This is a genomic window from Thalassolituus alkanivorans, assembly GCF_020447205.1.
Lineage (GTDB): Bacteria > Pseudomonadota > Gammaproteobacteria > Pseudomonadales > Oceanobacteraceae > Venatoribacter > Venatoribacter alkanivorans.
In genome coordinates, this window is record NZ_JAJAEL010000008.1 from 84,158 (window position 1) to 105,655 (window position 21,498).

The 21,498-nt window shown below is 53.0% G+C and carries 21 protein-coding genes; 14 read left to right on the plus strand and 7 right to left on the minus strand.

The features are described from left to right. Positions 1-39 precede the first annotated feature (39 nt). From LGT44_RS05945 to LGT44_RS05970, 6 genes are read left to right on the plus strand one after another with little or no spacing between them, the layout of a single operon-like run. Positions 40-1,803: a HesA/MoeB/ThiF family protein gene (locus LGT44_RS05945; protein WP_186435831.1), complete on the plus strand. Its 1,764-nt coding sequence runs from the start codon at positions 40-42 to the stop codon at positions 1,801-1,803. Then, the gene (locus LGT44_RS05950; RefSeq protein WP_225691185.1) at positions 1,800-3,044 is read left to right on the plus strand and encodes an acyl-CoA dehydrogenase family protein; all 1,245 of its coding nucleotides are present in this window, start codon (positions 1,800-1,802) and stop codon (positions 3,042-3,044) included. The genes LGT44_RS05945 and LGT44_RS05950 overlap by 4 nt, the downstream gene beginning before the upstream one ends. Then, on the plus strand, positions 3,041-5,602 hold the full coding sequence (locus LGT44_RS05955) for an efflux RND transporter permease subunit (RefSeq protein WP_230331002.1): 2,562 nt from the start codon (positions 3,041-3,043) through the stop codon (positions 5,600-5,602). Before LGT44_RS05950 ends, LGT44_RS05955 begins: the two co-directional genes overlap by 4 nt. Further along, positions 5,595-6,590, plus strand: coding sequence for a hypothetical protein (locus tag LGT44_RS05960; RefSeq protein ID WP_230331003.1), 996 nt, complete (start codon positions 5,595-5,597; stop codon positions 6,588-6,590). Before LGT44_RS05955 ends, LGT44_RS05960 begins: the two co-directional genes overlap by 8 nt. Continuing rightward, positions 6,590-7,393: an outer membrane lipoprotein-sorting protein gene (locus LGT44_RS05965; RefSeq protein ID WP_230331004.1), complete on the plus strand. Its 804-nt coding sequence runs from the start codon at positions 6,590-6,592 to the stop codon at positions 7,391-7,393. The genes LGT44_RS05960 and LGT44_RS05965 overlap by 1 nt, the downstream gene beginning before the upstream one ends. Continuing rightward, positions 7,393-8,604 (plus strand): DUF1302 family protein, encoded by a 1,212-nt coding sequence (locus LGT44_RS05970; protein ID WP_230331005.1) that lies wholly within the window; start codon positions 7,393-7,395, stop codon positions 8,602-8,604. The genes LGT44_RS05965 and LGT44_RS05970 overlap by 1 nt, the downstream gene beginning before the upstream one ends. An 87-nt stretch (positions 8,605-8,691) precedes the next feature. Here the strand turns inward: LGT44_RS05970 and ppk1 are convergent, their stop codons facing one another. Both ppk1 and hemB read right to left on the minus strand, forming a co-directional pair. Beyond that, positions 8,692-10,788, minus strand: a complete 2,097-nt coding sequence (gene ppk1, locus LGT44_RS05975) for a polyphosphate kinase 1 (protein ID WP_225691180.1) — start codon at positions 10,786-10,788, stop codon at positions 8,692-8,694. 9 nt (positions 10,789-10,797) lie between these two features. Beyond that, the gene (gene hemB, locus LGT44_RS05980) at positions 10,798-11,808 is read right to left on the minus strand and encodes a porphobilinogen synthase (protein ID WP_230331006.1); all 1,011 of its coding nucleotides are present in this window, start codon (positions 11,806-11,808) and stop codon (positions 10,798-10,800) included. A gap of 369 nt (positions 11,809-12,177) precedes the next feature. Between hemB and LGT44_RS05985 the strand changes: the two genes are divergently transcribed. Together LGT44_RS05985 and LGT44_RS05990 are read left to right on the plus strand one after the other, a co-directional pair. Further along, the gene (locus LGT44_RS05985; RefSeq protein ID WP_230331007.1) at positions 12,178-13,146 is read left to right on the plus strand and encodes an alpha/beta fold hydrolase; all 969 of its coding nucleotides are present in this window, start codon (positions 12,178-12,180) and stop codon (positions 13,144-13,146) included. Positions 13,147-13,203: 57 nt separating this feature from the next. Beyond that, complete coding sequence (locus LGT44_RS05990; protein ID WP_145467641.1) at positions 13,204-14,142, plus strand: metal-dependent hydrolase; 939 nt, start codon at positions 13,204-13,206, stop codon at positions 14,140-14,142. A 58-nt stretch (positions 14,143-14,200) separates the two neighbouring features. Here the strand turns inward: LGT44_RS05990 and LGT44_RS05995 are convergent, their stop codons facing one another. The 3 genes from LGT44_RS05995 to LGT44_RS06005 are packed head-to-tail and all read right to left on the minus strand — an operon-like array spanning position 14,201 to position 15,702. Further along, positions 14,201-14,806, minus strand: coding sequence for a DNA-3-methyladenine glycosylase I (locus LGT44_RS05995; protein ID WP_230331055.1), 606 nt, complete (start codon positions 14,804-14,806; stop codon positions 14,201-14,203). Between the two features lie 21 nt (positions 14,807-14,827). Continuing rightward, positions 14,828-15,115, minus strand: a complete 288-nt coding sequence (locus tag LGT44_RS06000; RefSeq protein WP_230331008.1) for a YciI family protein — start codon at positions 15,113-15,115, stop codon at positions 14,828-14,830. Continuing rightward, a complete protein-coding gene (locus LGT44_RS06005) occupies positions 15,115-15,702 on the minus strand; it encodes a TetR/AcrR family transcriptional regulator (RefSeq protein WP_230331009.1) in 588 nt (195 codons plus the stop codon). Before LGT44_RS06005 ends, LGT44_RS06000 begins: the two co-directional genes overlap by 1 nt. Positions 15,703-15,957: 255 nt before the next feature. Here LGT44_RS06005 and LGT44_RS06010 point away from each other — a divergent pair, with 255 nt between their 5' ends. Next, positions 15,958-16,434 carry a thioesterase family protein gene (locus tag LGT44_RS06010; RefSeq protein WP_225691174.1) on the plus strand — a complete coding sequence of 159 codons (477 nt, stop codon included), beginning with the start codon at positions 15,958-15,960 and terminating at the stop codon, positions 16,432-16,434. Between the two features lie 80 nt (positions 16,435-16,514). Continuing rightward, positions 16,515-16,853, plus strand: a complete 339-nt coding sequence (locus tag LGT44_RS06015) for a hypothetical protein (RefSeq protein WP_230331010.1) — start codon at positions 16,515-16,517, stop codon at positions 16,851-16,853. A gap of 358 nt (positions 16,854-17,211) precedes the next feature. Here the strand turns inward: LGT44_RS06015 and LGT44_RS06020 are convergent, their stop codons facing one another. Next, positions 17,212-17,580: a VOC family protein gene (locus LGT44_RS06020; RefSeq protein ID WP_230331011.1), complete on the minus strand. Its 369-nt coding sequence runs from the start codon at positions 17,578-17,580 to the stop codon at positions 17,212-17,214. A gap of 102 nt (positions 17,581-17,682) precedes the next feature. Next, positions 17,683-18,498 carry an AraC family transcriptional regulator gene (locus LGT44_RS06025; protein WP_230331012.1) on the minus strand — a complete coding sequence of 272 codons (816 nt, stop codon included), beginning with the start codon at positions 18,496-18,498 and terminating at the stop codon, positions 17,683-17,685. Between the two features lie 1,095 nt (positions 18,499-19,593). On the opposite strand from LGT44_RS06025, the gene LGT44_RS06030 reads away from it, so the two are divergent. The 4 genes from LGT44_RS06030 (at position 19,594) to LGT44_RS06045 (ending at position 21,436) form a co-directional block, all read left to right on the plus strand. Next, positions 19,594-20,124 (plus strand): hypothetical protein, encoded by a 531-nt coding sequence (locus tag LGT44_RS06030; protein WP_230331013.1) that lies wholly within the window; start codon positions 19,594-19,596, stop codon positions 20,122-20,124. 77 nt (positions 20,125-20,201) lie between these two features. Beyond that, the gene (locus LGT44_RS06035; protein ID WP_230331014.1) at positions 20,202-20,447 is read left to right on the plus strand and encodes a DUF2442 domain-containing protein; all 246 of its coding nucleotides are present in this window, start codon (positions 20,202-20,204) and stop codon (positions 20,445-20,447) included. Between the two features lie 262 nt (positions 20,448-20,709). After that, positions 20,710-21,021, plus strand: a complete 312-nt coding sequence (locus LGT44_RS06040; RefSeq protein ID WP_230331015.1) for a DUF3817 domain-containing protein — start codon at positions 20,710-20,712, stop codon at positions 21,019-21,021. A 166-nt stretch (positions 21,022-21,187) separates the two neighbouring features. Beyond that, positions 21,188-21,436, plus strand: coding sequence for a DUF3297 family protein (locus LGT44_RS06045; RefSeq protein ID WP_230331016.1), 249 nt, complete (start codon positions 21,188-21,190; stop codon positions 21,434-21,436). Positions 21,437-21,498 lie beyond the last annotated feature (62 nt).

Genomic DNA, 21,498 nt, shown 5'->3' on the forward strand with positions numbered 1-21,498 from the left:
AATTTTCAGGATGGAATGGCAGCTTGTCAGGAGGGGATTATGGCAGAGCAAAATCCGGGCTGGTCGGGAGACGCCCAAAGTTTTTATCACGAATTTACGCTGCGCAATGCGGGTTTTATCAGCGATGAAGAACAACAGCGTTTGCGCAATGCACACATCCTGATTGCCGGCTGTGGTTCGACCGGTGGCAGTGTTATTGAGGTGCTGGTGCGCAGCGGTGCAGAGCATCTGGTGCTGGCCGATAACGGCAGTTATGAACTGAATAATGCTAACCGTCAGAATATGGTACTGACCGATGTCGGCCGCTCCAAAGTGGATGTTTTCCACGAGCGCATGAGCCAGATAAATCCGTTTGTACAAATCGACGGTTACGGCAATGGCATTACCCCCGACAACGTCGATGCGCTGGTTGAGTGGGCGGATGTCATTGTTGATGCGGTGGATGTTACCGGCCGCTCGGGGCTGGAAATGAAATTCCTGCTGCACGAAGTGGCGCACCGCAATAAAAAAGCCGTGATCTGTGGTTACGACATGGCTGCCGCGCAGTACGTACCGGTGTTTGATTACCGCGATGGCACACTGCCATTAATGGCCGGACTGCTGAACGCCGAAGAAGTGGCAACGCTGGACCCGTTACAGGCCTGTGCACGTCTTATTCCGGATGAATTTATTCCGGTGGAAATGTTCGACGAACTGGCGCGTCATCAGCAGGGTAAAGATTACACCTCGCAGCTGTGTCTGGCGGCGAATTTATTTGGTGTGCTGGGTTCGACGCTGGTGCTCGATATTATTAACGACCGTGCGGTTGAAACCGAAAACTACGTCGACCTGTGGAGCCTGATGCGCAAGCCCCGGGTCAGTGATGATCAGGCCCGCGACGAAGCCGCGCTGAATGAACTGCGCACGGGTCTGCGTGCCTGGGCTAACGGCCCGGGCGGCGACAGTGATCCGTTCTTTCTTGAGCGCTCACTGCGTCACTACCAATTGCCGCTGATGCCGGAGTTGCATAACTACCGCGATCAGCTGCTGACCGAACGTGCCGGCATCTCGGCCTTTGCTATTCCCCATGAGCAACTGGCCGGGCCGCTGGCACGCCAACTGTTGCGTTTTGCCTTTGTGCATTACGCCCGTGTTGGTTTTATCAACCCTGATCAGGCCGCGCGCCGTCTGCTGCATCACGAGCCGCTGAGCAACCTGCATCCGCAGGATGTGCATCTGGTGCTGATCGATACCGACAATGGCCAGCTGCTGGGTTATTCCACGCTGAAAGCGCCGTTGTCTGACAGCCTGCCGTTTTCCAGCGCAGAGCGTCCGCACTTTGGTGTTGAGCAGGCGTTTGGCCGCGATCTGTATGCCGCTGTCAGTGAACTGCAGGGCCTGCCAACCGCAGCCGTGCGTGAAATTGGCCGGGTAACCAAAGCCGAGCTGGATGATCCGGTACGCAATGCCCGTGTCGGTATCATGCTGCTGACCGCTTATCGTCGGGTGGTCTCTGATAGCCGTTATGGCATCAGCGCCTTTGTTGGTGACGGCGAGAAAAACGTCACCCTGCGCAACCTCACTTTCTTCGGTTTTAACCCGCAACTGCTGCCGGCGCGCGAATCCTGTTTGCCGGCGGATCATCTCTATCACCACCGTTATGTTGGCCGCGATGTGCGTCCGTTCTGGCTGTTGCTGGCGGACATTAATCAGGCGCGTGCCGATGAAGTAGAAGCTCTGCTCGATCTGGATGACAACGCACTGCTGGCTGCCTTAAGTGCAAGCCGCAGTAACGCAGCTAAGGAATTGGAGGCTCAGTTATGAAATCGGTATGGAATGAACAACAGCAGGAAATCCGTGATTTTTACGAACAGGTTGCCCTTAAGCGCGTACGCCCGAGTGCCGCCTCGCGTGATGTGACCCTGACGTTTGATCGTCAGATCTGGCGTGACCTCGGCGCCAGCGGTCTGTTTGGTCTGCATATGCCGGAAGAATTCGGTGGCCGTGGTCTGGGCCTGCGCGAATTCGCCGCCGCGCTTGAAGGTTTTGCCCGTGGCTGTCAGGACATGGGCGTGCTGGTGTCCTTTGTTGCTCAGGTCGGTCTGGTGCAGGCCGGTCTGCTCAGCTACGGCACTGAAGAACAGAAACAGCGCTGGCTGCCGGGGCTGATCCGTGGCGAGCTGCTGGGCTCCTTTGCCATCACCGAACAGGGCTGTGGCTCGGATGTACGGGCGATGAAGCTGGCCGCTTCTCAGGAGCTGGATGGTTTCCGCATTAACGGTCAGAAGTGGAACATCACCAACGCGCCGCAGGCCGATGTGGTGATGACCTTTGCCCATGTTGAAGGTGCCGGTGATAAATCCGTTACCTGTTTTATTACCGGCACCGATGTGCCGGGGCTGGAGCGCAGCGAACCCTTTGAACTGCTGGGCAACCGTGGCACGCCGATCGGTGCCTTTAACTTTAATAACGTCCTGCTGCCGGAATCGGCCGTAGTTGGCGGCGTTGGCGGTGGCCTGAACGTGCTGTATTTCGCTTTCCTGGTCGAGCGTGTGCTGACCGGTCTGGTGATTACCGGCTGTATGGAACCGCTGATGGAAGACTGCCTGCGCTACAGCCAGGAGCGTCTGGCCTTTGGTCGTCCGATTGGTGAAAACCAGTATATTCAGGGCCAGATCGTCGAAATGTACTGCCAGATTGAAGTGCTGCGCAGTGTACTGCTGCGGGCTATGGACAGCATGGAGCAGGGTATCGACTGTTCCAGTCTGGCATCGCTGGTGAAGATGATCGCTACCGAAAGCCTGCACGAAGCCTGTATCAACGCCATCCGTATTCACGGTAATTCCGGCTACCGCCGCGACAAGTATTTTGAGCGTCTGCTGCGTGACTCCATCGGCGTGTTCTTTGCCGGTGGCACCATCGAAATTCACCGCCATGTGATCTGGACCAATCTGGTCGAAGGTTTCCGCCGTGGTGAGCAGGCCCGCGAAGGTCTGAACCTTGGCGTGTACCAGAATCAGGGCACCACCGCCTTCAGCAAACCGGCTGAGGAGGCCATCGCATGAACGCCGTAATGCAATTGTTTACCGGGGTGCAGCGTCATCCCTGGCTGATGATGCTGGGTCTGTTGCTGGTAACCGTTGTCGCCCTCGGCGCTGCCGGCCAGCTGCAGATTAACAGCACGCCCTACATGATCGATAACAGCCACCCCAGCCGGGTGGCCGACCACGACACCAAGCGTCTGTTCTCCAACTCCGGTGAGCAGGCCTTTGTCGCTATCGATAACCCTGAAGGCAATGTCTTCAACGCCCAGAGTCTGGCGACCGTGCTGGAACTGAGCCGTGCCTTTGAGCGTATGTTGCTGATCAGCGATGCCGATAGCCAGCGCCTGAATGCACTGGCGGCGGCAGAGGTGCTGACCATGCCGCAGGTCAATGCCCTGCTGCAGGATGGCCTTACGCCGCAGGATATTCCTGTACTGCAGCGTCTGGCGCAGCAGGAAGGTCTGAGCGTGCCGGATAAGGCCTGGCTGGAAAATCTGGCGGTGCGTCTGCGTCCGGTTAAACGTGTGCGCAGCCTGGCGCGCATGGAACATATCGAAGCCTTTACCGGCGGTCTGGATGTCCGTCCGCTGATGAAAACCCTGCCGCAGACCGATGCCGAGCGTCAGGCGCTGCGTGAAGCCGTACTGGCCAACCCGATGTTTATTAACGGCCTGATATCGCCCAAAGGTAACGCCACCACTATTCAGGTGGAGTTCAATATCGCCGAAGACGACTCTCCGGCGATGCTGCTGGCCTACGGTGAAATCAGCCGCATTATTAGCGATATCTCCGCGCGTGAAGGCTTCAGCGACCGCGTGTACCTGAGTGGCCCGCCAATGATCGCCGCGCAGACCGCCACCAGTATGGAGCAGGATAATCAGACCCTGCTGCCGGGTGTGTTGCTGGTGATTATTATCGTGCTGCTGCTCAGCTTTGGCCGTCTGCAAGGTGTGGTTGCGCCGCTGCTGATTGCCGTGATTTCGCTGTTCTGGACGCTGGGCGCCATGGCGGCTTTCGGCGTAAAACAGAACATCGTTACCTCTATGCTGCCGGTGTTTATCATCGCCATCGCCGTCTGCGACGCGATCCACTTCCTCTCCACCTATTACCGTCTGCTGCCGGATAACCCGGACCGTGCGGCCCGTACTCAGGCGGCCTCGGATGCTTTGCGCAAGCTGTTCTGGCCGATGCTGGTAACCAGCGTGACGACCATGGCCGGTTTCTTCGCCCTGAGCTGGACCGAGGTGATCTTTATCCGTGAGTTCGGCATCTTCGTCGGTCTGGGTGTTATGTTCGCCTGGATCGTCACCATGCTGTTCTTACCGGCGCTGGTGATCCTGTGGAAAGCCCCGCGGCCACGTTTTGGCTTACTGGTCAGCGATCTGATCAGCCGCTTTATGGGCCTGCTCGGTCGCGTCGCTGGCCATGGTAAAACCGTGGTGCTGGCGGTGCTGGCACTGATGGTGGTGGGGCTGGTGTACACCCAGCAGAACCTGACGGTGGACAACCAGGTGATTGGTTACTTCGAGCCGGACAGCCGTATCCGTCAGGATGACGCCGCGATCAACGCCAACTTCGGTGGCTCCACCGTGGTCAGCTTCCTGCTGGAAAGCAAAGAAGTGGATGCCTTCAAGCAGCCGCAGGTGATGCTGGCGGTGGAAAAACTGCAGCAGCAGCTGAATAACGATCCGCTGGTGGGCTTTACCATTTCGCCGGTGAACTTTATCGAGCGCATGCATCAGGTGCTGAGTGCTGGTGAAGGTGAGACCAGCGGCAGTGCTGCAGATTACCGTCTGCCGTCAGACCTGACCCAGCCGATGCTGGCGCAGTACTACCTGCTGTACGAAAACGCCAACGGTCAGGATCTGTTTGATGTGGTTGACCGCCGCTTCTCCAATGGACGCATTCTTACCGTACTGCACAGTGACCGCTCATCCGAAGTGGGTGCCGTGATTGAACGCGTGATGAACGAAGCCCGCACTGTGCTGCCGGCCGGGGTCAGTATCCGCGCCGCCGGTTATGGTGAAATTCTGGTGTCCACCACCGATGCTGTGGTCGGTGGTCAGATCCAGAGTCTGCTGCTGGCGGTGGTGCTGATTGCGCTGCTGGTGGTCGCTATTCTGCGTTCGCTGCGTCTGGGTCTGCTGGCGCTGCTGCCACTGCTGTTCACGCTGGTGGGTGTATTCACCCTGATGGCACTAACCGGCACTGCGCTGGATATCGGCACATCCATTATTGCGGCAATTTCGTTCGGTATCGGCATCGACTACGCCATTCACACCATCGCCGCGCTGCGTCTCAGCAAAGGTCAGGATCAGGCCGAGCTGGTGGCCAATGCGCTGCAATACTGCGGTAAGCCGATTCTGATCAACACCCTGGCGCTGGGTTTTGGCTTCCTGGTGCTGACGCTGTCGGGTTATCAGGCACTGGTGAATCTGGGCTACTTTATCTCGCTCACCATGCTGTTCAGCGCGCTGTTTGCGTTGCTGGTGCTACCGGCCTTCCATCGTCCGGATGCACCACAGGCCAGTGTTGCTGAACGTGCCGACGATGGTCTGGCGGAGCCTGCCAATGCCTAAGCTGCAGCGTCTGTTGCTGGCTTGTTCGTTTGCCTGCTCGCTGCCTTTTGCAGCGGTGCAGGCGGCGCAGGCAGAGCCGGCCATACAGGATAACGAATGGCAGGTGATCAGCCTGTACCCGCCGCACGGCGTGTATCAGGCGGAGCTGTTGCCGCAACTGGTGGCTGCTGTTGAAGGGCTGTGGCAGGTGCAGGACAGCGCCGGTGAGCCCTTGCTGCGCACTATCGACAGCCTGGCCAGCATGAATGTGATCGTCGCCCAGCAGGATGAAGTGCGCTTCCGCCGTATTATCGAAAAAGGCGAACTGAACGCCGCCGGTATGCAGCGTCTGCAGGCGCTGGTGGAAGAGCATCCGCTGGTGCAGCGGCGGCTGGTATCGGCTGATGCTCAGGCCACGCATCTGTGGCTGCGGCTGAAAAAACCGGCCACCGCAGAAGGCTTGCAGCAACTGAGTGAGCATCTGGCCGCCAGCCTGAACGCTGCCGGTACGCAATGTGTCAGCGTGCCGGAAAACCAGGGGCCGCTGGCCGGTTTATATATGACCCAGTGGCAATACGATACGCCTCAGCGTGCTGATGGTGTGGCCGCGTTGCAGGCTCTGGCAACGGCACAGCAGCAATTGCAAAACGCACCGGGTGCGCCGGACAGCCAGCACGGACGTAATTATTCGGCGCTGAATCTGTTGTCGTATCTGGGCGGCATTTTGGGTGGCGAACTGCTCGATGCCAATGGCCTGCCGCAAAGCAATGCTGCTCTGGCGCAGATGTACATGATGGCCGAGAGCCTGCGCAGCCGTGACCTGCAGGCACTGGCTCGCCCGGATTTCCGCCAGTTACAGCTGGTGGTACTGGGCCATAAAGCACCACTGAGCGCCCCTCCTCTTGCTCAATATCAACTTACCCATACCAGTATCTGGCAGGCGTCTGCACGTGATTACCGCGTGCTGGATTGCCGCGCCCGGGCATTGGTGACGTCGGAGACTGAATAATGAAATTACTGCTGAAAAGTGCCGCACTTACGCTGCTGGGTCTGACCATGCTGCCTGCTTTTGCGGTCAGCGAAAAAAGCATTAAACCGGAAGCCCTGCTGGAACAGGTGCGTGACCGTGACGATGGTGATGACCGCCGTTCGCGCATGATTCTGGAACAGACCATGAGTGATGGTTTTGTGCGTGAACGTGAGCTGTTAATGCTGGAAAAAAAGTTCGGCGCCGAGCGTAAAGCCGTGCTGTATTTCACCGCCCCGGCCGATACCGCCGGCACCGGTATTCTGATGTTCAGCTACGAAGAAGCCAGCGGCAAAGATGATGACCAGTGGCTGTATTTACCGGCACTGCGTCAGTCGCGCCGTATTGCTACAAACTCGAAAGAAGGCCCATTTCTGGGGACCGATTTTTCCTTCGCCGATATCGAACGTCTGCGCGTCAATGATTACCTCTACGAAGATCAGGGTACGGCAGAAATAAACGGCCGCACGCTGCAGAAAATTGCCGCACATACCGCCAATGGTCTGGAAAATCCACGCACCGGTTACAGCCAGCGCGTAATTTATGTTGATGCCGAACGTCAGCTGATTATGCGTGATGAGTTTTACCGCGAAGGCCGCCATATCAAAACCTTTGAGGTTACCGGCCTGAAAGAAATTGACGGCTACTGGACAGTAACCGAAGCGGTAATGACCAACCATGTCGAAGGTGGTTTTACCCGCTTACTGCGCAAAGAAACAACCTACAACGTTGGCATTGCCGACCGTCTGTTTAATGAGCGTACGCTGCGCAGCGGGATTCAGTAATGATCCGGATTGCACTTGTATTTACGCTGTTACTGGCGACTGGTGTGGCGCTTGCCGCACCTTCGTTCAGTGGCAAAGGGCATGCAGAAATACGCCAGCAGGAAAGGGCAGGAAAAAACTCTGGTGAAGATCCCGGTCAGCGTTATGAAGGTTTGCTGGAAGGGCAAATGAATACCGGCCGGCTTAAAACCAACGCTATTTTACTGGGCCGTTACCGCAGCCAGTATGACGACGCCGAAGGTGAGGTAAGGGATGAAATGCGCAGCGATGCTGAGTTGCGCGAGCTCTACCTTACCTGGTCGGCCGACCGTTTTGAAATTCGCGCAGGGAAACAACAGCAGGCATGGGGCCGCGCGGATTACTTCCGCATCGTTGATGTGTGGAATCCGCTCGACCTGCGCGAATTTCTTTTACCTTATTTCGATAATTATTCACTCGGCCGGCAACCGCGGGGAATGTTGATTACCGATTACTTCGGTGACACCTGGGAGCAGCAATTAATTATTGCTGTGCAGCGTAAAACGACCCGCCTGGCACCGGCTGGCAGTGACTTTGCGGCCAACGGTATGCCCGCGACTTTACCCGCAGTCAACGAAGAAGGCAGTGGGGTGGATATCGGCTGGCGCGGAAAAATATTCTGGGGTGGCAACGATATCGAACTGTACGCCTTTCATGGCTATCATGCCGATGAAATGCTGACCTTTGAAAATGCGCAGCTGGTACGCGAACAGCCAGAGCGCGACATGGTTGGCACATCGCTGGCACGCCCCATGGGTGACTGGGTATTGCGCAGCGATATTGCGCATTACCTGCGTGAAGGACGGCAGACCGCGGCAGGTATTGAAGACAGCAGCCGTACCTTGGCACTGCTCGGATTTGACCGGGTGGAAAATGAATGGACCTGGAATCTGCAGCTGGCGACTACCCACTGGTACGACGAAGAAAGCAATCATGATGATGTTTGGGAATCGTCAGTGTCGGTGGAAAAAAACTGGAGCCGATACCGCTTAACCACCGGACTGTTATGGCTGGTTAACTGGGTCGACGACAGCAGCCAGTTATGGCGCGCAACCGTAAACTATGAATTTTTACCGCAGTGGAAAGTCGGCTTCGCGGCTGTTGCCTTTGATGGTAAAGACGATACGCAGTTTGGTCAGTTTGATAATCAGGATCGTTTGATGCTGACTTTAAGGCGGGATTTTGCGCTGTAACCTCCTCTGTAGCTTCTTCTGTAAACCAGGGCATAAAAAAAGAGCTTCTGTTGAAGCTCTTTTTTTATCAATGCCAAGCGGAATTATTTACGACGAACTTGCCGCCAGTGTTTCCAGCAGAATCGCCTGCGCTTTCACCATGTCTTCACCTTCAGCAGGCTGCGCGCGAATATAACTGCCATCGGACTGTAAGTCCCAGGCCTGACAGTTATCCAGCATGTACACTTCCAGTTCGCTTTTCATACGTTCTTTCAGTTTGCTGGTTTCAATCGGGAAAGCGGTTTCTACCCGGCGTAACAGGTTACGTTCCATCAGATCGGCACTGGCGGCGTAGATTTCATCTTTGCCGTTATTCAGAAAATAGTAAACACGCGAATGCTCAAGGAAACGGCCAATAATAGAGCGTACACGGATATTCTCCGATACCCCTTCCACGCCCGGACGTAAACAGCACATACCACGGATAATCAGATCGATTTTTACCCCGGCCTGTGAAGCTTTATACAGTGCGCGAATTAATTTTGGCTCGGTCAGACCGTTGGCCTTCATGCGGATCAGCGCGGGTTTGCCGGCTTCGGCATGGGAACGCTCACGGTCAACCAGTTCAATCAGTTTTTTGTGCAGGGTAAAAGGCGCATGGAATAATTTTTTAATGCGCAGTGCTTCGCCCATACCGGTTAACTGCTGGAAAACCTTGTGTACGTCTTCACCGATGGAATCATCGCCGGTCAGGAAGCTGTAATCGGTATAAGCACGGGCGTTACCGGCATGATAATTACCGGTACCCAGATGCACATAGCGTTTATATTTATCGCCTTCTTTGCGCACAATCAGCATCATCTTGGCGTGGGTTTTATAGCCCACCACACCATAGACCACCACCGCACCGGCTTCCTGCAAGCGGTTAGCCAGGTAGAGGTTTTCTTCTTCGTCAAAGCGCGCACGCAGTTCAATAACCACGGTCACTTCTTTGCCGTTACGGGCAGCATCCACCAGAGCGTTCACAATTTCTGATTTTGCCCCGGTACGATACAGGGTTTGTTTAATCGCACGTACGTTAGGGTCTTTGGCTGCTTCACGCAGCAGATCGACCACAGGCGTAAAAGACTCGAACGGGTGCAGCAACAGCGTATCCTTGTCGCGGATACTCTCGAAAATACTTTTGTTGAAGTTAATATTTTTCGGCAGCCCCGGAGTAAACGGAGTGTATTGCAGATCTGGTCGTGAAATCTGGCCGATCACTTCAATCAGACGACCCAGGTTAACCGGCCCGTTTACGCGGTACAGGTCGGTGGTATCCAGGTTGAATTGTTTCAGCAGAAAGTTCGCCAGTTCTTCCGGGCAATTGTCGGCGACTTCCAGACGCATTTCTTCGCCAAAGTTACGCGAATGCAATTCGTCTTCCAGTGCCGATGCCAGGTCGGCGGTGTCATCATGATCAATTTCAAGGTCGGCGTTACGGGTTACACGGAACTGGTAACAGCCTTTTACCGTCATGCCGGGGAACAGTTCGTCGGCATATTCATGAATCATTGACGACAGGAAAATAAAATTGTCACCGCCTTTGGTGAGCTCGTCCGGTACGCGGATAATGCGTGGCAGTGAACGCGGTGCCGGAATCAGCGCCAGACCGGTTTCACGGCCAAAGGCGTCTTTGCCTTCGAGGGCGACAATAAAATTCAGACTTTTATTAACCAGTCGTGGAAACGGATGTGAAGGATCAAGCCCAATCGGGCTGATTAACGGTTGAATGCTGTCTTCAAAATAGGCCCGAACCCAGCTGCGCTGGTCTTCACTCCAGTCGGCACGGCGCAGAAAATGTATATTTTCTTTTTCCAGTGCCGGCAGCAAAGTGTCATTCAGAATTTCATACTGGCGCTCAACGGTCGCGCTGCATAATGCATGAATGCTGCTTAATACCTGTTGCGGGTGCATACCATCGGCACCGGTCTGCTCACGCGCAAAGGTTAATTGCTGGGTCAGGTTGGCGACGCGAACCTCATAAAACTCATCGAGATTTTTGCTGAAAATACACAGAAAAAACAGTCGTTCCAGTAATGGATAGCTGTCATCCAGTGCCTGTTCCAGTACGCGAATATTAAACTGCAAATGGCTTAATTCGCGGTTTATATAATATTCGCTGCTGCTTAAATCGATGTTTTTTTCTGCGGCTGCGTCACTCATGTTCGGTCCTTATTTATTAATCCATTCTGCATATTGCTTGGCAAAATAGGTGAGAATGCCGTCGACACCGGCGCGCTTCATACACATCAGGGATTCGGCCATGACGGCGTTATCATCCAGCCAGCCATTCTGTGCAGCAGCTTTGTGCATGGCGTACTCACCACTCACCTGATAAACAAAGGTTGGTACCTGAAATTCATCTTTTACCCGGCGTACGATATCCAGATACGGCATACCCGGTTTAATCATCACCATGTCGGCGCCTTCGGCCAGATCCATCGCCACTTCGTGCAGGGCTTCGTTACTGTTGGCCGGGTCCATCTGGTAGGTCTTTTTATCGGCTTTGCCAAGATTGGCGGCTGAGCCTACGGCATCACGGAACGGGCCGTAATAAGCGGATGCGTATTTGGCCGAGTACGCCATGATGCGGGTGTTTACAAAGCTTTCTTCTTCCAGTGCCTGACGGATATCACCGATGCGGCCGTCCATCATGTCAGACGGGGCAACGATATCGGCACCCGCTTCAGCATGCGACAGGGCCTGCTGTACCAGGGTTTCTACCGTGCGGTCATTCAGCACATAACCGTCCTGATCAATGATGCCGTCCTGACCATGGGTGGTGAACGGGTCGAGGGCAACGTCGGTAATCACGCCCATTTCCGGTACCGCATCTTTAATGGCACGCACCGCACGCTGCGCCAGACCGTTAGGGTTAAAGGCTTCTTCAGCAAATTCGGATTTGGCGCTGGCCGGTGTTACCGGAAACAGGGCAACAGCCGGAATACCGAGCTTATACAGGTGCTTAACTTCGGCCACCATCAGGTCGATGGACAGGCGATCAATCCCCGGCATTGAGGCAATGGCTTCGCGCTCCTGATGACCTTCCAGCACAAACATCGGGTAGATCAGGCTGTCGACAGTCAGCTGAGTTTCACGCATCAGGCGGCGGGAAAAGTTGTCACGACGGTTACGGCGCAGACGGGTTTCCGGGAAAAAGCGTTGAGCATCGCTGAAAGCCATGGGGAATCTCCTGATCGGGAAGGGAATTGAAAAGTATGCCAATTGTAGCTGAATCGGTGCTGATATAACGCAACTTTATTGAGCGGTGGCTCATAAACACAGCGTTGATGCCTTAGCGCTAAACAGCGGATTTCTGCAGATTTTCAGCCTTCCGTAAAGTGCTGCGCAGTATGCCGGGCGATTGTGAAGCTTTTATGCAAAAGCGTATTGCTGCTGATTGGCACCGCGATCAGATCCGGAGAGGAGTGTGCCTGATTCTGGCGGACAAAGTTGGCGCCGGCGAACCTGCATCCGGGTTCCGGTTCTTTGCTACTTTTACCGGCCTGCTGAGCGGGGCCGCCCCGATACAATAAAAATACAGGAGCTGGTATGACAGCAAGCACACACATTATTCAGTCGGGCCCTGTGCGCCTGCACGCCCTGACCCGTGGCGAAGCGGAAAATCCGGCGCTGGTGCTGGTGCATGGTTACCCCGATAACCACAGCGTATGGGATGCGGTGGCTGAACGTCTGGCGCAGCAGTTTTATGTGATTGCCTACGACGTGCGCGGCGCCGGTCAGTCAGATAAACCGGCAACAACCGCCGATTACCGTATGCCGTTGCTGGCACAGGATCTTCAGGCGGTGGTGGATACGCTGATTCCCGGCCGCAGGTTTCATCTGGCGGCGCACGACTGGGGCTCGATTCAGAGCTGGGAATCGGTAACCACCGATGCCTTAAAAGGGCGGATTGCTTCATTTTCCAGCGTGTCGGGGCCCTGTCTCGACCATATGGGGTTCTGGATGCGTAAGCACCTGTTCTCCACGTCATTCAGCAACATCAGCAAGGCCGTCCGTCAGCTGTTCAGCAGCTGGTATATCGTATTTTTCCAGCTGCCGCTGCTGGCGCCATTGATGTGGAAGGCCGGACTGGCCAAGGCCTGGCCGGTGTATCTGCGCCTGCGCGAAGGCGTGAGCGAACCGGAAGCCAATCCAACCCAGCGTGACGATGGTGCCATTGGTGTGCGCCTGTACCGCGCCAACTTTATGAACAAAATGTTCCGTCCCGAACAGCGCTTTGCGCACTGCCCAGTGCAGCTGATTGTGCCAACCGGTGATAACTACGTCGGTACTCAGTTGTTCAGCGAATTAACCGACTGGGTTGAACATTTATACCGCCGCGATATCGACGCCACCCATTGGGTGCTGCTTACCCATGCGCCACAGGTGGCGCAATGGATTGCTGATTTTGCCCACACCATCGACAGCAATCAGGAAGACAGCGCACTGCGCGCCGTGCGGGTATCGCCAGCCTCGGCCAGGCCGCTGACGTCTGCTCATAAACCGGAACGGGCCTGATATTCCGGAAGAAAAAAAATGGGCACAGAAAACAAGGAATCAGAAAAGGAGCCTGCAATGAACACCGCAACCACACAACAAACCGGGCGCCACGAACTGAAAGCGCGCAAGGTGCGCTTTGATCTGGAACAGACCCCGCTGCACTGGATTCCGGGTGACGCCCTGGCTTCCTATATGACCAACGCCATTCATCTGCTGTTGCCGGAAGGTGAGCTGTGGTTCTGCCGCGTGTATAACAAGGCACTGCCATTGGTAAATGACGCTGAACTGCGTGCCGATGTTGAAGGTTTTATTCGCCAGGAAGCGGTGCATTCGCGCGTACACAGCGCCGCGCAAAAATATCTGAACCGGCACGAGATAGACTGCGAACCTTTTCTTGAGCGGGTGCGCTTTCTGTTTAAAACCCTGCTGGGTGATGAGCCGCTGGGACAGAAGTTTCTGCAGCTGAACATGTTCGAGCGCTCCTGGCTGATAACCCGCGTGGGCATTATCGGTGCGGTAGAGCACTTCACCGGAATTCTTGGCCAGTGGGCGATGGATAACACCAGCTGGAATAAAGCCGACCCGGTAATGGCCGACCTGTTTAAATGGCATCTGGCCGAAGAGGTTGAACACCGCACCGTGGCCTACGACCTGCACCGTCATCTGTGCAAAACCCGCATCGGTTTTTACCTCAGCCGTCAGTTGCTGATGGCCTTTGTCTTTCCGTTGTTTATTTATTTTGTCTTTACCGGTACGCGCTTTTTGGCAGCACAGGATAAAGATGCAGAAGTGCGGAAAATCGGCCGCTGGGGCTGGCTGAAAATGACCCGGAAAATGGAGCGCTGTGGCCGCAACACCGACCACGTACCGAGCTTCAGCTTTCTGCTGAAAGCCACGCTACGCTGGCTGTCACCGCGTTTTCACCCGATTACCGAAGGCGATACCGCCCAGGCACTGGCTTATATCGCCCGCTCTCCGGCGGCACAACGTGCCGAAGCAGAAGCCGGCGTCTGAATAACCGGCTGAGTCTGCTGAGCGGATGGCGGCAGACTCACCGTCTGATATCTGCAGGTCAGGGACGTTTAAAGCCCTTGCGTGCCTGCTCCACTTTCTTCCGGATTATGCAGCCGCCGGAATGGTCATTAACAAGCCCCATGGCCTGCATAAATGCATACACCGTTGTCGGGCCTACAAACTTCCAACCCTGTTGTTTCAGTGCTTTGGAAAGCGCAGCAGAAGCCTCAGAAGCCGAGACCGTCTGAGGTTCTGGCAGGCTGTTTTTATCGGGTTCGAAACGCCAGAAATACGCAGCAAGTGAACCGTATTCAGCAACGATGTCACGGGCTTTGGCAGCATTATTAATAACAGCTTCGATTTTTCCACGATGACGGACAATACCTTCATCCGCTAATAAGCGCTTAACGTCAGACTCATCAAACAGCGCGACTTTGTTGAAATCGAAACCGGCAAAGGCTGCGCGAAAGTTATCCCGCTTGGCCAGAATAGTGCGCCAGCTCAGTCCGGACTGAAAACTTTCCAGGCAGAGTTTTTCAAACAGGCGGATATCGTTGTCGACCGGGAAACCCCATTCTTTGTCGTGGTAGGCAAAAAACTCAGGGGCGGCAGCACACCAGCGACAGCGCGGTTTACCATCCGGGCCTTTAATTTCCGTATTTATAATGCGCTCCGGTGTTCAGGGCTAATTCAGCAGAAAACTCAGGCGCTCATCGGCCTTTTTCGGATCAATGTCCAGTATTTCTGCACTGACGATATTTTCCGCTACAAAGGGGTCCTGATTTACCCGGGCCTCAAGAGCATCACGTGTAATACCGTGAGCGATAAGCGCGCCGCCAAGGCCCGGTTGCAGGCTGCCTGCCAGCAGAAAAACTCCCTCAGCAAAGCCTTGTCTGAGCCACTCATTGTGACCATCCATAAAGGCAGCGGCCTGTGCCTTATTCTGTGAAAAACGTAACAGCACGATAAACATTAACGCGACTCCTGTTGCTCTGTTGTTGTGATGGACGTTAACCAGTGTTCAAGACGGTTAACCTCGTTGTGAAGAAATTTTTCATCCTGAAATGCGCTGGCCAATGTTGCTACGCCCTGACTGCAGGCCAGCAAATGCATTGCCAGTTCATTGGCATCGGCATGGCGGCCAAGCTGCTCAAATTGCCGCCGCAGCCAGCTGCGGAATAAGGTGAACAGCTCATTGGCGTTATCTCTGGCCGGATGATCAAGCTTGCCCAGCTCAGTGCAGAGCGTGCCGACCGGGCAGCCGTAACGTGTAATTTTGGTCTGATTGGTCAGCAGGATATGGATAAAGCTGCGGATTCTGTCGGTGGGGGTTTCCCCTTCCAGCTCCCAGTGACTGAGCATTGAATCTGTGCGGGCAAGGCGATGGCTGATGACCGCGTGCAGAATTTCGTCTTTGGTTTTGAAGTGGTAATAGAAATTCCCCCGCGAAATCCCCAGCACTTCTGCGATTTGCGCAAACGAGGTGTGCTCAAAACCCTGCTGGTAAAACAGCTGATCGGCCTCGGCAACGATACGTTCTCTGGTTGGTTGATTGGCCACAGGTTTGTGCTCCACTGGGTATTTATGGTCTAGGTCGATTGTCCTAATATGAAATTTAGGACAGCCGACCTAATGAGTCAATGGGCCATGGCAAAAAACCGGAACCCCTGAATCCCGCTGCCGGCAGCAGATTTTGCCAGCGTTTTCTTTGACTCCGCCCTGTCCCCTGTGAACAATGCCCTGCCCGCCGTTTTACCAGAGCGGGCCAGAGTCATAACAATAAAGACAAAGGGGCACTTCATGACCGCAGAGGGCATGACCACACAAGCTGAAGGCTTCAGCAAAACCGAGCTGACATTGGCGATGAACTTTCTCGACCAGATTCCGTTTAACAAACTGCTTGGCCTTAAACCAAAGCTGCTCAGCGATACCCGCTGTGAATTCAGCATGAATATGCGCGACGATCTGGTTGGTAACTGGCTGCAGGGCATTCTGCATGGCGGCGCGATTTCTACCGCGCTGGATGTAACCGGCGGGGCGATGGCGTTAATCGCGACCTGGCAGCGCATGCACAAAAATGAAATCCCGAAAGAAGACCGGCCCAAACAACTGGCTAAACTCGGCACCATTGATATGCGTGTGGATTTTCTCCACCCCGGCAAAGGTAAAGAATTTATTGCCAGTGCAACCCTGTTGCGTATCGGCAATAAAGTGGCCGTAACGCGCATGGAATTTCATAACGAAGAAGGGCTGTTAATCGCAGTGGGTACCGGCACCTATCTGTGCGGCTGATATCTGGCTGATGCCGTGCTGATTTCCGGCCTTGCTGCCTGATTAACATCAGGCAGTATTCAACCCACAGGATATAACTCATGGATGAACTGCTCAGAATTATTTTCCTAACCGCCGGTGCCTTACCCTTACTGGCGTATCCTTTTATGGCGGTGGCCAGCCTGATGGGCCTGGCCAGCAAGCCCGGCATAAACATTCCCTTGTTTAACCGCCTGATGAACAAGTTCTTTTTGTGGGGAACGCTGTTGTATCCGCTGGTGTTTTTTGGTTGTTATAAATTGAGTGAAGCAGATAGTGGAATCAGCGGTGAATCTTCGCTGATAGCGGAGGTTTTTCCGGCGATTTTCCCGTTAGTCTTTCTGTGTTTATTGTGGGTGAGTTTTAAATTTATGGATGCGCCGGGGAAAGGCAGAGATTAGCCGTTGGACGGGTCAGATCAGAAAAACATCGCTCGCTGTGGCGGGTCTCAGGAGCATAATTCAGACGCAACGCCGTACTTCATATCAGACGCTGTATTGTAGGAGTGGATCTTATCCACGACAGGCCGGAGTACTTCATTCATACTGAAATGTAGGTGGGCACTGCCCACCAGATCAGTGCGGTTATCGCTTAAAAGAATGAAGAAGTAATCTCCCGTACCTGTCCGCCGTCATATCAACAACATGGTCGCGTCGTTGGGCTCCTCGCAATGACGATATTCATAACCAACACCGCACCGTAGGAGCGGGCCATGCCCGCGAGACTTCAGAGACAGTTTTCTGCTGTGGGAGCGGCGTATTAATTCGGTGAGTTCAGCGCCAGCTTGTTGCCTTCTGAATCCAGAAACAAAGCAAAAAAACCACTGTTATCGGCGTGAGCCGTCTTTTCCAGAATGACCTGACCACCACTCCCGGCGACCCTATCCAGCACTGGCTGTAAATCATCGCCGGCATTGAGATAGACAGTGACTCCATCTGAAGAAGGGACATAGCCCTCACCCTTTACAATCACAGCGGGAACCAGCTGGCCTTCGTAAGGCAGGATACCCATCTCCATATCCGGCATCTCCAGACATTCGATGTCTACACCCAGTACCGCCTGATAAAACGCCACGGCTCTTGCAAGGTCGGTGGCAGGGATTTCAAACATTGCGATATAACTGTTCATACTGTCGGCCTTTGATAATTAGCAGAATGGCGGTTAGTTGATAAACCGTATTCAGAGACTACATCAACAGCCTGACAGCTCATTGTACAAATACGACAGCGCTTATTGGTAAAACAGCGATGACAGCTCCATATGCTTATGTCCAAGAAACTCCTTTGGACTGACCCCGGTAAACTCTTTAAAATCCCGGATGAAATGTGCCTGATCGTAGTATTTGCTGGCGTAGGCGATGTCCATCAGTTTGTCGTCTTTATTGTTAAGCAGCATTGTCAAAGCTTGCTGCAAACGAATCACCTTCCCGAGTTGCTTTGGGCTGAGACCCACCTGTTGCTGAAACTTTCTTTCTAAGCGACGTCTCTGGGCCAGATCCTGTTTGGTTATCGCAGCAATCGGTGTATTCCCGGATGAGGCTATCAGGGCATCGATCGTTGTTTGTATGATGTTGTCGACAACCTGTTGCTCATTCAGCTTTGATTTCAGGAACGCTTCAGTAATAGCAATTCTGGACGATGTATCGCTCGCCTGAACAATTGCCTGGGTTAAATCGTCAGCTGTCTTTTCGCCAAACAATTCAGCCAGCGGGGTTTCGGTATTCACCAGATTTTTAATTGGCGTGGAGATAAGGCTGGCAAAACTGTGCGGATAGAAGCGAATGGCAAAGGTATTAACATACCCCAGGGGTTCAATAAAAAATGGGGTAGTGATCTGACCCAGAACCATCGCTCTTGGCTGGATAATAAACTCGTCATCCGAGACATAACGTTTTATATCGTCACCCAGAATAAATGCCATCTCAATGGTGCCATCGGGAACAATACGCTGCTTCTGGTGATCATCAGAAGCCGGTACTTCCAGAGTCCAGTAACAACTGATAATGGCATCCAGTTCCGCATCGGGTTGAAAGGTCTGATAGTCCATTTTTATGCTCCTTTGTCAGGCTCCGGTCACCGCCAGTGAGTGCGCCAGTATGAGGTGAGCATGCCCAAATCACCAGCAGAGGCTTTAACGCCGGTTGGGATGAGCGGCGCTTTCCGGCTCAGGCATGATTTACATTCGTGCTTGCCCGCCTTGCCGGAGGATAGTAAGTTAAACATCAAATGTATTAACAGCTTGCACTTATGGCGTACAAGTTGACTGGTTAATGCAGCTCGCAGGAAAAATAAGTTAACAGGCGTGTACGTTTCCAAAAAGGATTTTCGAGTTATGGATGATTTCTCAGCGGGGTCAATAAGTTACGCGGGGTTTATCGAAAGAGTCGCTCGGGATAAGTGTGCACGCACACTAATACACCGTTATAACTCTTTATGAAATGGATTCTCTTAATACTACTGGTCGGATTGATTCGGGGCGTTTTACTTCCTGATTACAGATGGCAGCCAAGCATATGGCTAATCCCGTTCGCCACACCGATAGTTCTGTCAGCATTGGCTGTTTATCTGGCTAGCACAAAGCACCTCGGTAAAGGTGTTGCTATAACTACAGCACTTTTGTCGCTATTGATGTCTACCTGCATTGGGGGGCTAGTCTATGGAGTTTCAGTTGGTTTTCACTATGTCACTGAAGATACAGAGTCACAGGCAGTTCTCTTGGCCACTATAGGTATACAGCTGATCACTTACATCGTTGCCACATTGTTATTTAGTTACTTGGCAACGCGTTATAACAAAAAAAAGAAGCGGACGCAGTAAACTGCTGCATTGTGTTGAGCGTTAGGGGCTACCGTGATTTCTGAGTATTGGCGCAATTTTATTACTATTAATTATATAATCGGTTGTGACTTTGAAGTTTCTGAAGAAGACGACTTATCTGAGTTTTGCGCTATATGCCCGGAAAGCAAATAGCGGAAAGCAAATAGGAAATATACAGGCGCTCTAATTATTCAGGTTGTGTTGGGCAGATCACGGATCCGATAAATGGCCGATTACCTACCATCGAAAAAATGCTAAAGTCCGGCATACCTGTATCAGGTCATTTTTATACCAATAACTTCCTCAGGAAATCAAGAGGCTATTTATGTCTGAAAAAGTTAACAAGGAATTCTGGTTGGGCCAGTTATTTACTTTATTAGCGACGGTGGTTGGTGTTTATCTGGCAGCCAATTCCGGTTTTGAAAAAGCCATCGAATTTGAAAATCTGCAACATCAGCGGGATGTTTACCATGTGCAGCAGTCGTTGCTGGGAGAAATGCAGGTGAATACCGAACGTTTACAAAGCTGGGTCGATGAATTTGATAAGGAACCACAGAGTAACAGTATGAGTATGCAGCCCGATAAATATCAGCTGGATACGTTTTTCTGGAATGCTGCCCAGGAAGGGTCTGCAATTTTTGAAATGCCACATCAGTACGTCAGTGGTATTTCGGATTTTTACCAGCGTGCTGAATATCTTCGCAGCCAGCTGTTGTCCGGTAACCCGTTTGAAGCGCCGAAAGCTTCGGAGAAACTGCGCCAGTTAACCACTGAAACCCGCATTCAGTTATTAAAAAATATTCAGCAACATATAACAGAACAAAAGCAACAGTTACAGAAAACCGGGTTAATCTGATGCTATTGGGAGTGACCCCGCCAGTTAAAATTTACCGGACTTTTTAAGCCCGGCTGAAATTTCAAGGAAAGTAATAAATGCCAGAGCTATCAGTGCTTAAAGCTACACATGTTACGGGTCATATTCTAGAAATTGAGTTTAGTGATAATCATGTTTCGGTAGTTGATTTTGCTCCATTTATCCTTAGTGATGGCCATCCTGATTACGATGTATATAAAGACATCTCTCGCTTTGTGCAGTTTGATTTGCTTGATGGAAACTTAAACTGGGACGACTACACAATGATCTTTCCAGTTGAACATCTATACGAAAATAAGTTGTAGGGTGTGTTTATAACGAACTGTTTGAGAGTGATTCGCAACGAGTAGAATTTTTTGTATGTGTCGGGTTGAGTGATTAAGGCTCTGTGCGGTAGCTTTTGTAACGCGTGCATGCACCCGTTAACGCGGTGCTGGGCCTTTCCAGATTTACCAAACATTACACCTTTGGCCCTGTTGTTTATTGCCTCTGCTTACGGGCCTTGCTACCTTCGCCGGCCAATGTGGTGCTATACCGCCTTACTGTCCATATCTGAGTGAATATCGCATGTTAAAGCTGTTCAGGATTTCAAGCCTGCTGGAAGGCGTCTCTTATCTGGTTATTCTGTGTATAACGCTGGGCGTGATCAGCCGGGATTTTGTTTATGTGCTCGGGATGACGCACGGTGTGCTGTTTATGCTGTACTTTGTTCTTTCGCTGGCGGCTTCCCATAAGCAGGGCTGGTCGGTGATTACCTGGCTGCTGGTGTTGCTGGCGTCGCTGATCCCTTTTGCCTTTATTCCGGTTGAGCTGTTTGTCCGCAAAGAGCTGTTAAAGAATGAGCAGGCTGCCGCTACCGACCCGGCACTGGGCGCCTGATGTTCTTACTGTCCGGGGCTGTGTCCTGCTTATAGCGAGACACAGTCACGGAGTCTGTCAGGGGCTGGCAGATCTGTGAGCCGATGAAAATACCCGCCAGCCAGATTGAGTCGCTAACCCGCCTTGTCTACAATGGGGCACTTTTTTCTGATGTCAGGTTATAAACATGAGCGACACTAACGCCAAGCCGGCTTTGCCGGATCATCTCTCCGGTAATCCACGCAGCCCACATCACGTTGCTGAGTGTTTTGAGCACGATATTGGTATCCGCCTGAATGGTAAGGAACGTACCGACGTTGAAGAATACTGCATCAGCGAAGGCTGGGTAAAAATCCCTTCGCCTAAGGCAAAAGACCGTTTTGGCCGTCCTATTCTTATTAAACTGAAAGGCGACGTTGAAGCCTTTTATAAGTAAGTATTTTCCGGGATTTTCTGTAAGTTCTTTCTATAAGTACCTGCTGTAAATCCTCAGACGCA

Coding starts and splice junctions, on each gene's coding strand:
- LGT44_RS05945 (WP_186435831.1), top strand. CDS start 40: ATGGCAGAGCAAAATCCGGGCTGGTCGGGAGACGCCCAAAGTTTTTAT.
- LGT44_RS05950 (WP_225691185.1), top strand. CDS start 1,800: ATGAAATCGGTATGGAATGAACAACAGCAGGAAATCCGTGATTTTTAC.
- LGT44_RS05955 (WP_230331002.1), top strand. CDS start 3,041: ATGAACGCCGTAATGCAATTGTTTACCGGGGTGCAGCGTCATCCCTGG.
- LGT44_RS05960 (WP_230331003.1), top strand. CDS start 5,595: ATGCCTAAGCTGCAGCGTCTGTTGCTGGCTTGTTCGTTTGCCTGCTCG.
- LGT44_RS05965 (WP_230331004.1), top strand. CDS start 6,590: ATGAAATTACTGCTGAAAAGTGCCGCACTTACGCTGCTGGGTCTGACC.
- LGT44_RS05970 (WP_230331005.1), top strand. CDS start 7,393: ATGATCCGGATTGCACTTGTATTTACGCTGTTACTGGCGACTGGTGTG.
- ppk1 (WP_225691180.1), bottom strand. CDS start 10,788: ATGAGTGACGCAGCCGCAGAAAAAAACATCGATTTAAGCAGCAGCGAA.
- hemB (WP_230331006.1), bottom strand. CDS start 11,808: ATGGCTTTCAGCGATGCTCAACGCTTTTTCCCGGAAACCCGTCTGCGC.
- LGT44_RS05985 (WP_230331007.1), top strand. CDS start 12,178: ATGACAGCAAGCACACACATTATTCAGTCGGGCCCTGTGCGCCTGCAC.
- LGT44_RS05990 (WP_145467641.1), top strand. CDS start 13,204: ATGAACACCGCAACCACACAACAAACCGGGCGCCACGAACTGAAAGCG.
- LGT44_RS06000 (WP_230331008.1), bottom strand. CDS start 15,115: ATGTTTATCGTGCTGTTACGTTTTTCACAGAATAAGGCACAGGCCGCT.
- LGT44_RS06010 (WP_225691174.1), top strand. CDS start 15,958: ATGACCACACAAGCTGAAGGCTTCAGCAAAACCGAGCTGACATTGGCG.
- LGT44_RS06015 (WP_230331010.1), top strand. CDS start 16,515: ATGGATGAACTGCTCAGAATTATTTTCCTAACCGCCGGTGCCTTACCC.
- LGT44_RS06020 (WP_230331011.1), bottom strand. CDS start 17,580: ATGAACAGTTATATCGCAATGTTTGAAATCCCTGCCACCGACCTTGCA.
- LGT44_RS06025 (WP_230331012.1), bottom strand. CDS start 18,498: ATGGACTATCAGACCTTTCAACCCGATGCGGAACTGGATGCCATTATC.
- LGT44_RS06030 (WP_230331013.1), top strand. CDS start 19,594: ATGTCTGAAAAAGTTAACAAGGAATTCTGGTTGGGCCAGTTATTTACT.
- LGT44_RS06035 (WP_230331014.1), top strand. CDS start 20,202: ATGCCAGAGCTATCAGTGCTTAAAGCTACACATGTTACGGGTCATATT.
- LGT44_RS06040 (WP_230331015.1), top strand. CDS start 20,710: ATGTTAAAGCTGTTCAGGATTTCAAGCCTGCTGGAAGGCGTCTCTTAT.
- LGT44_RS06045 (WP_230331016.1), top strand. CDS start 21,188: ATGAGCGACACTAACGCCAAGCCGGCTTTGCCGGATCATCTCTCCGGT.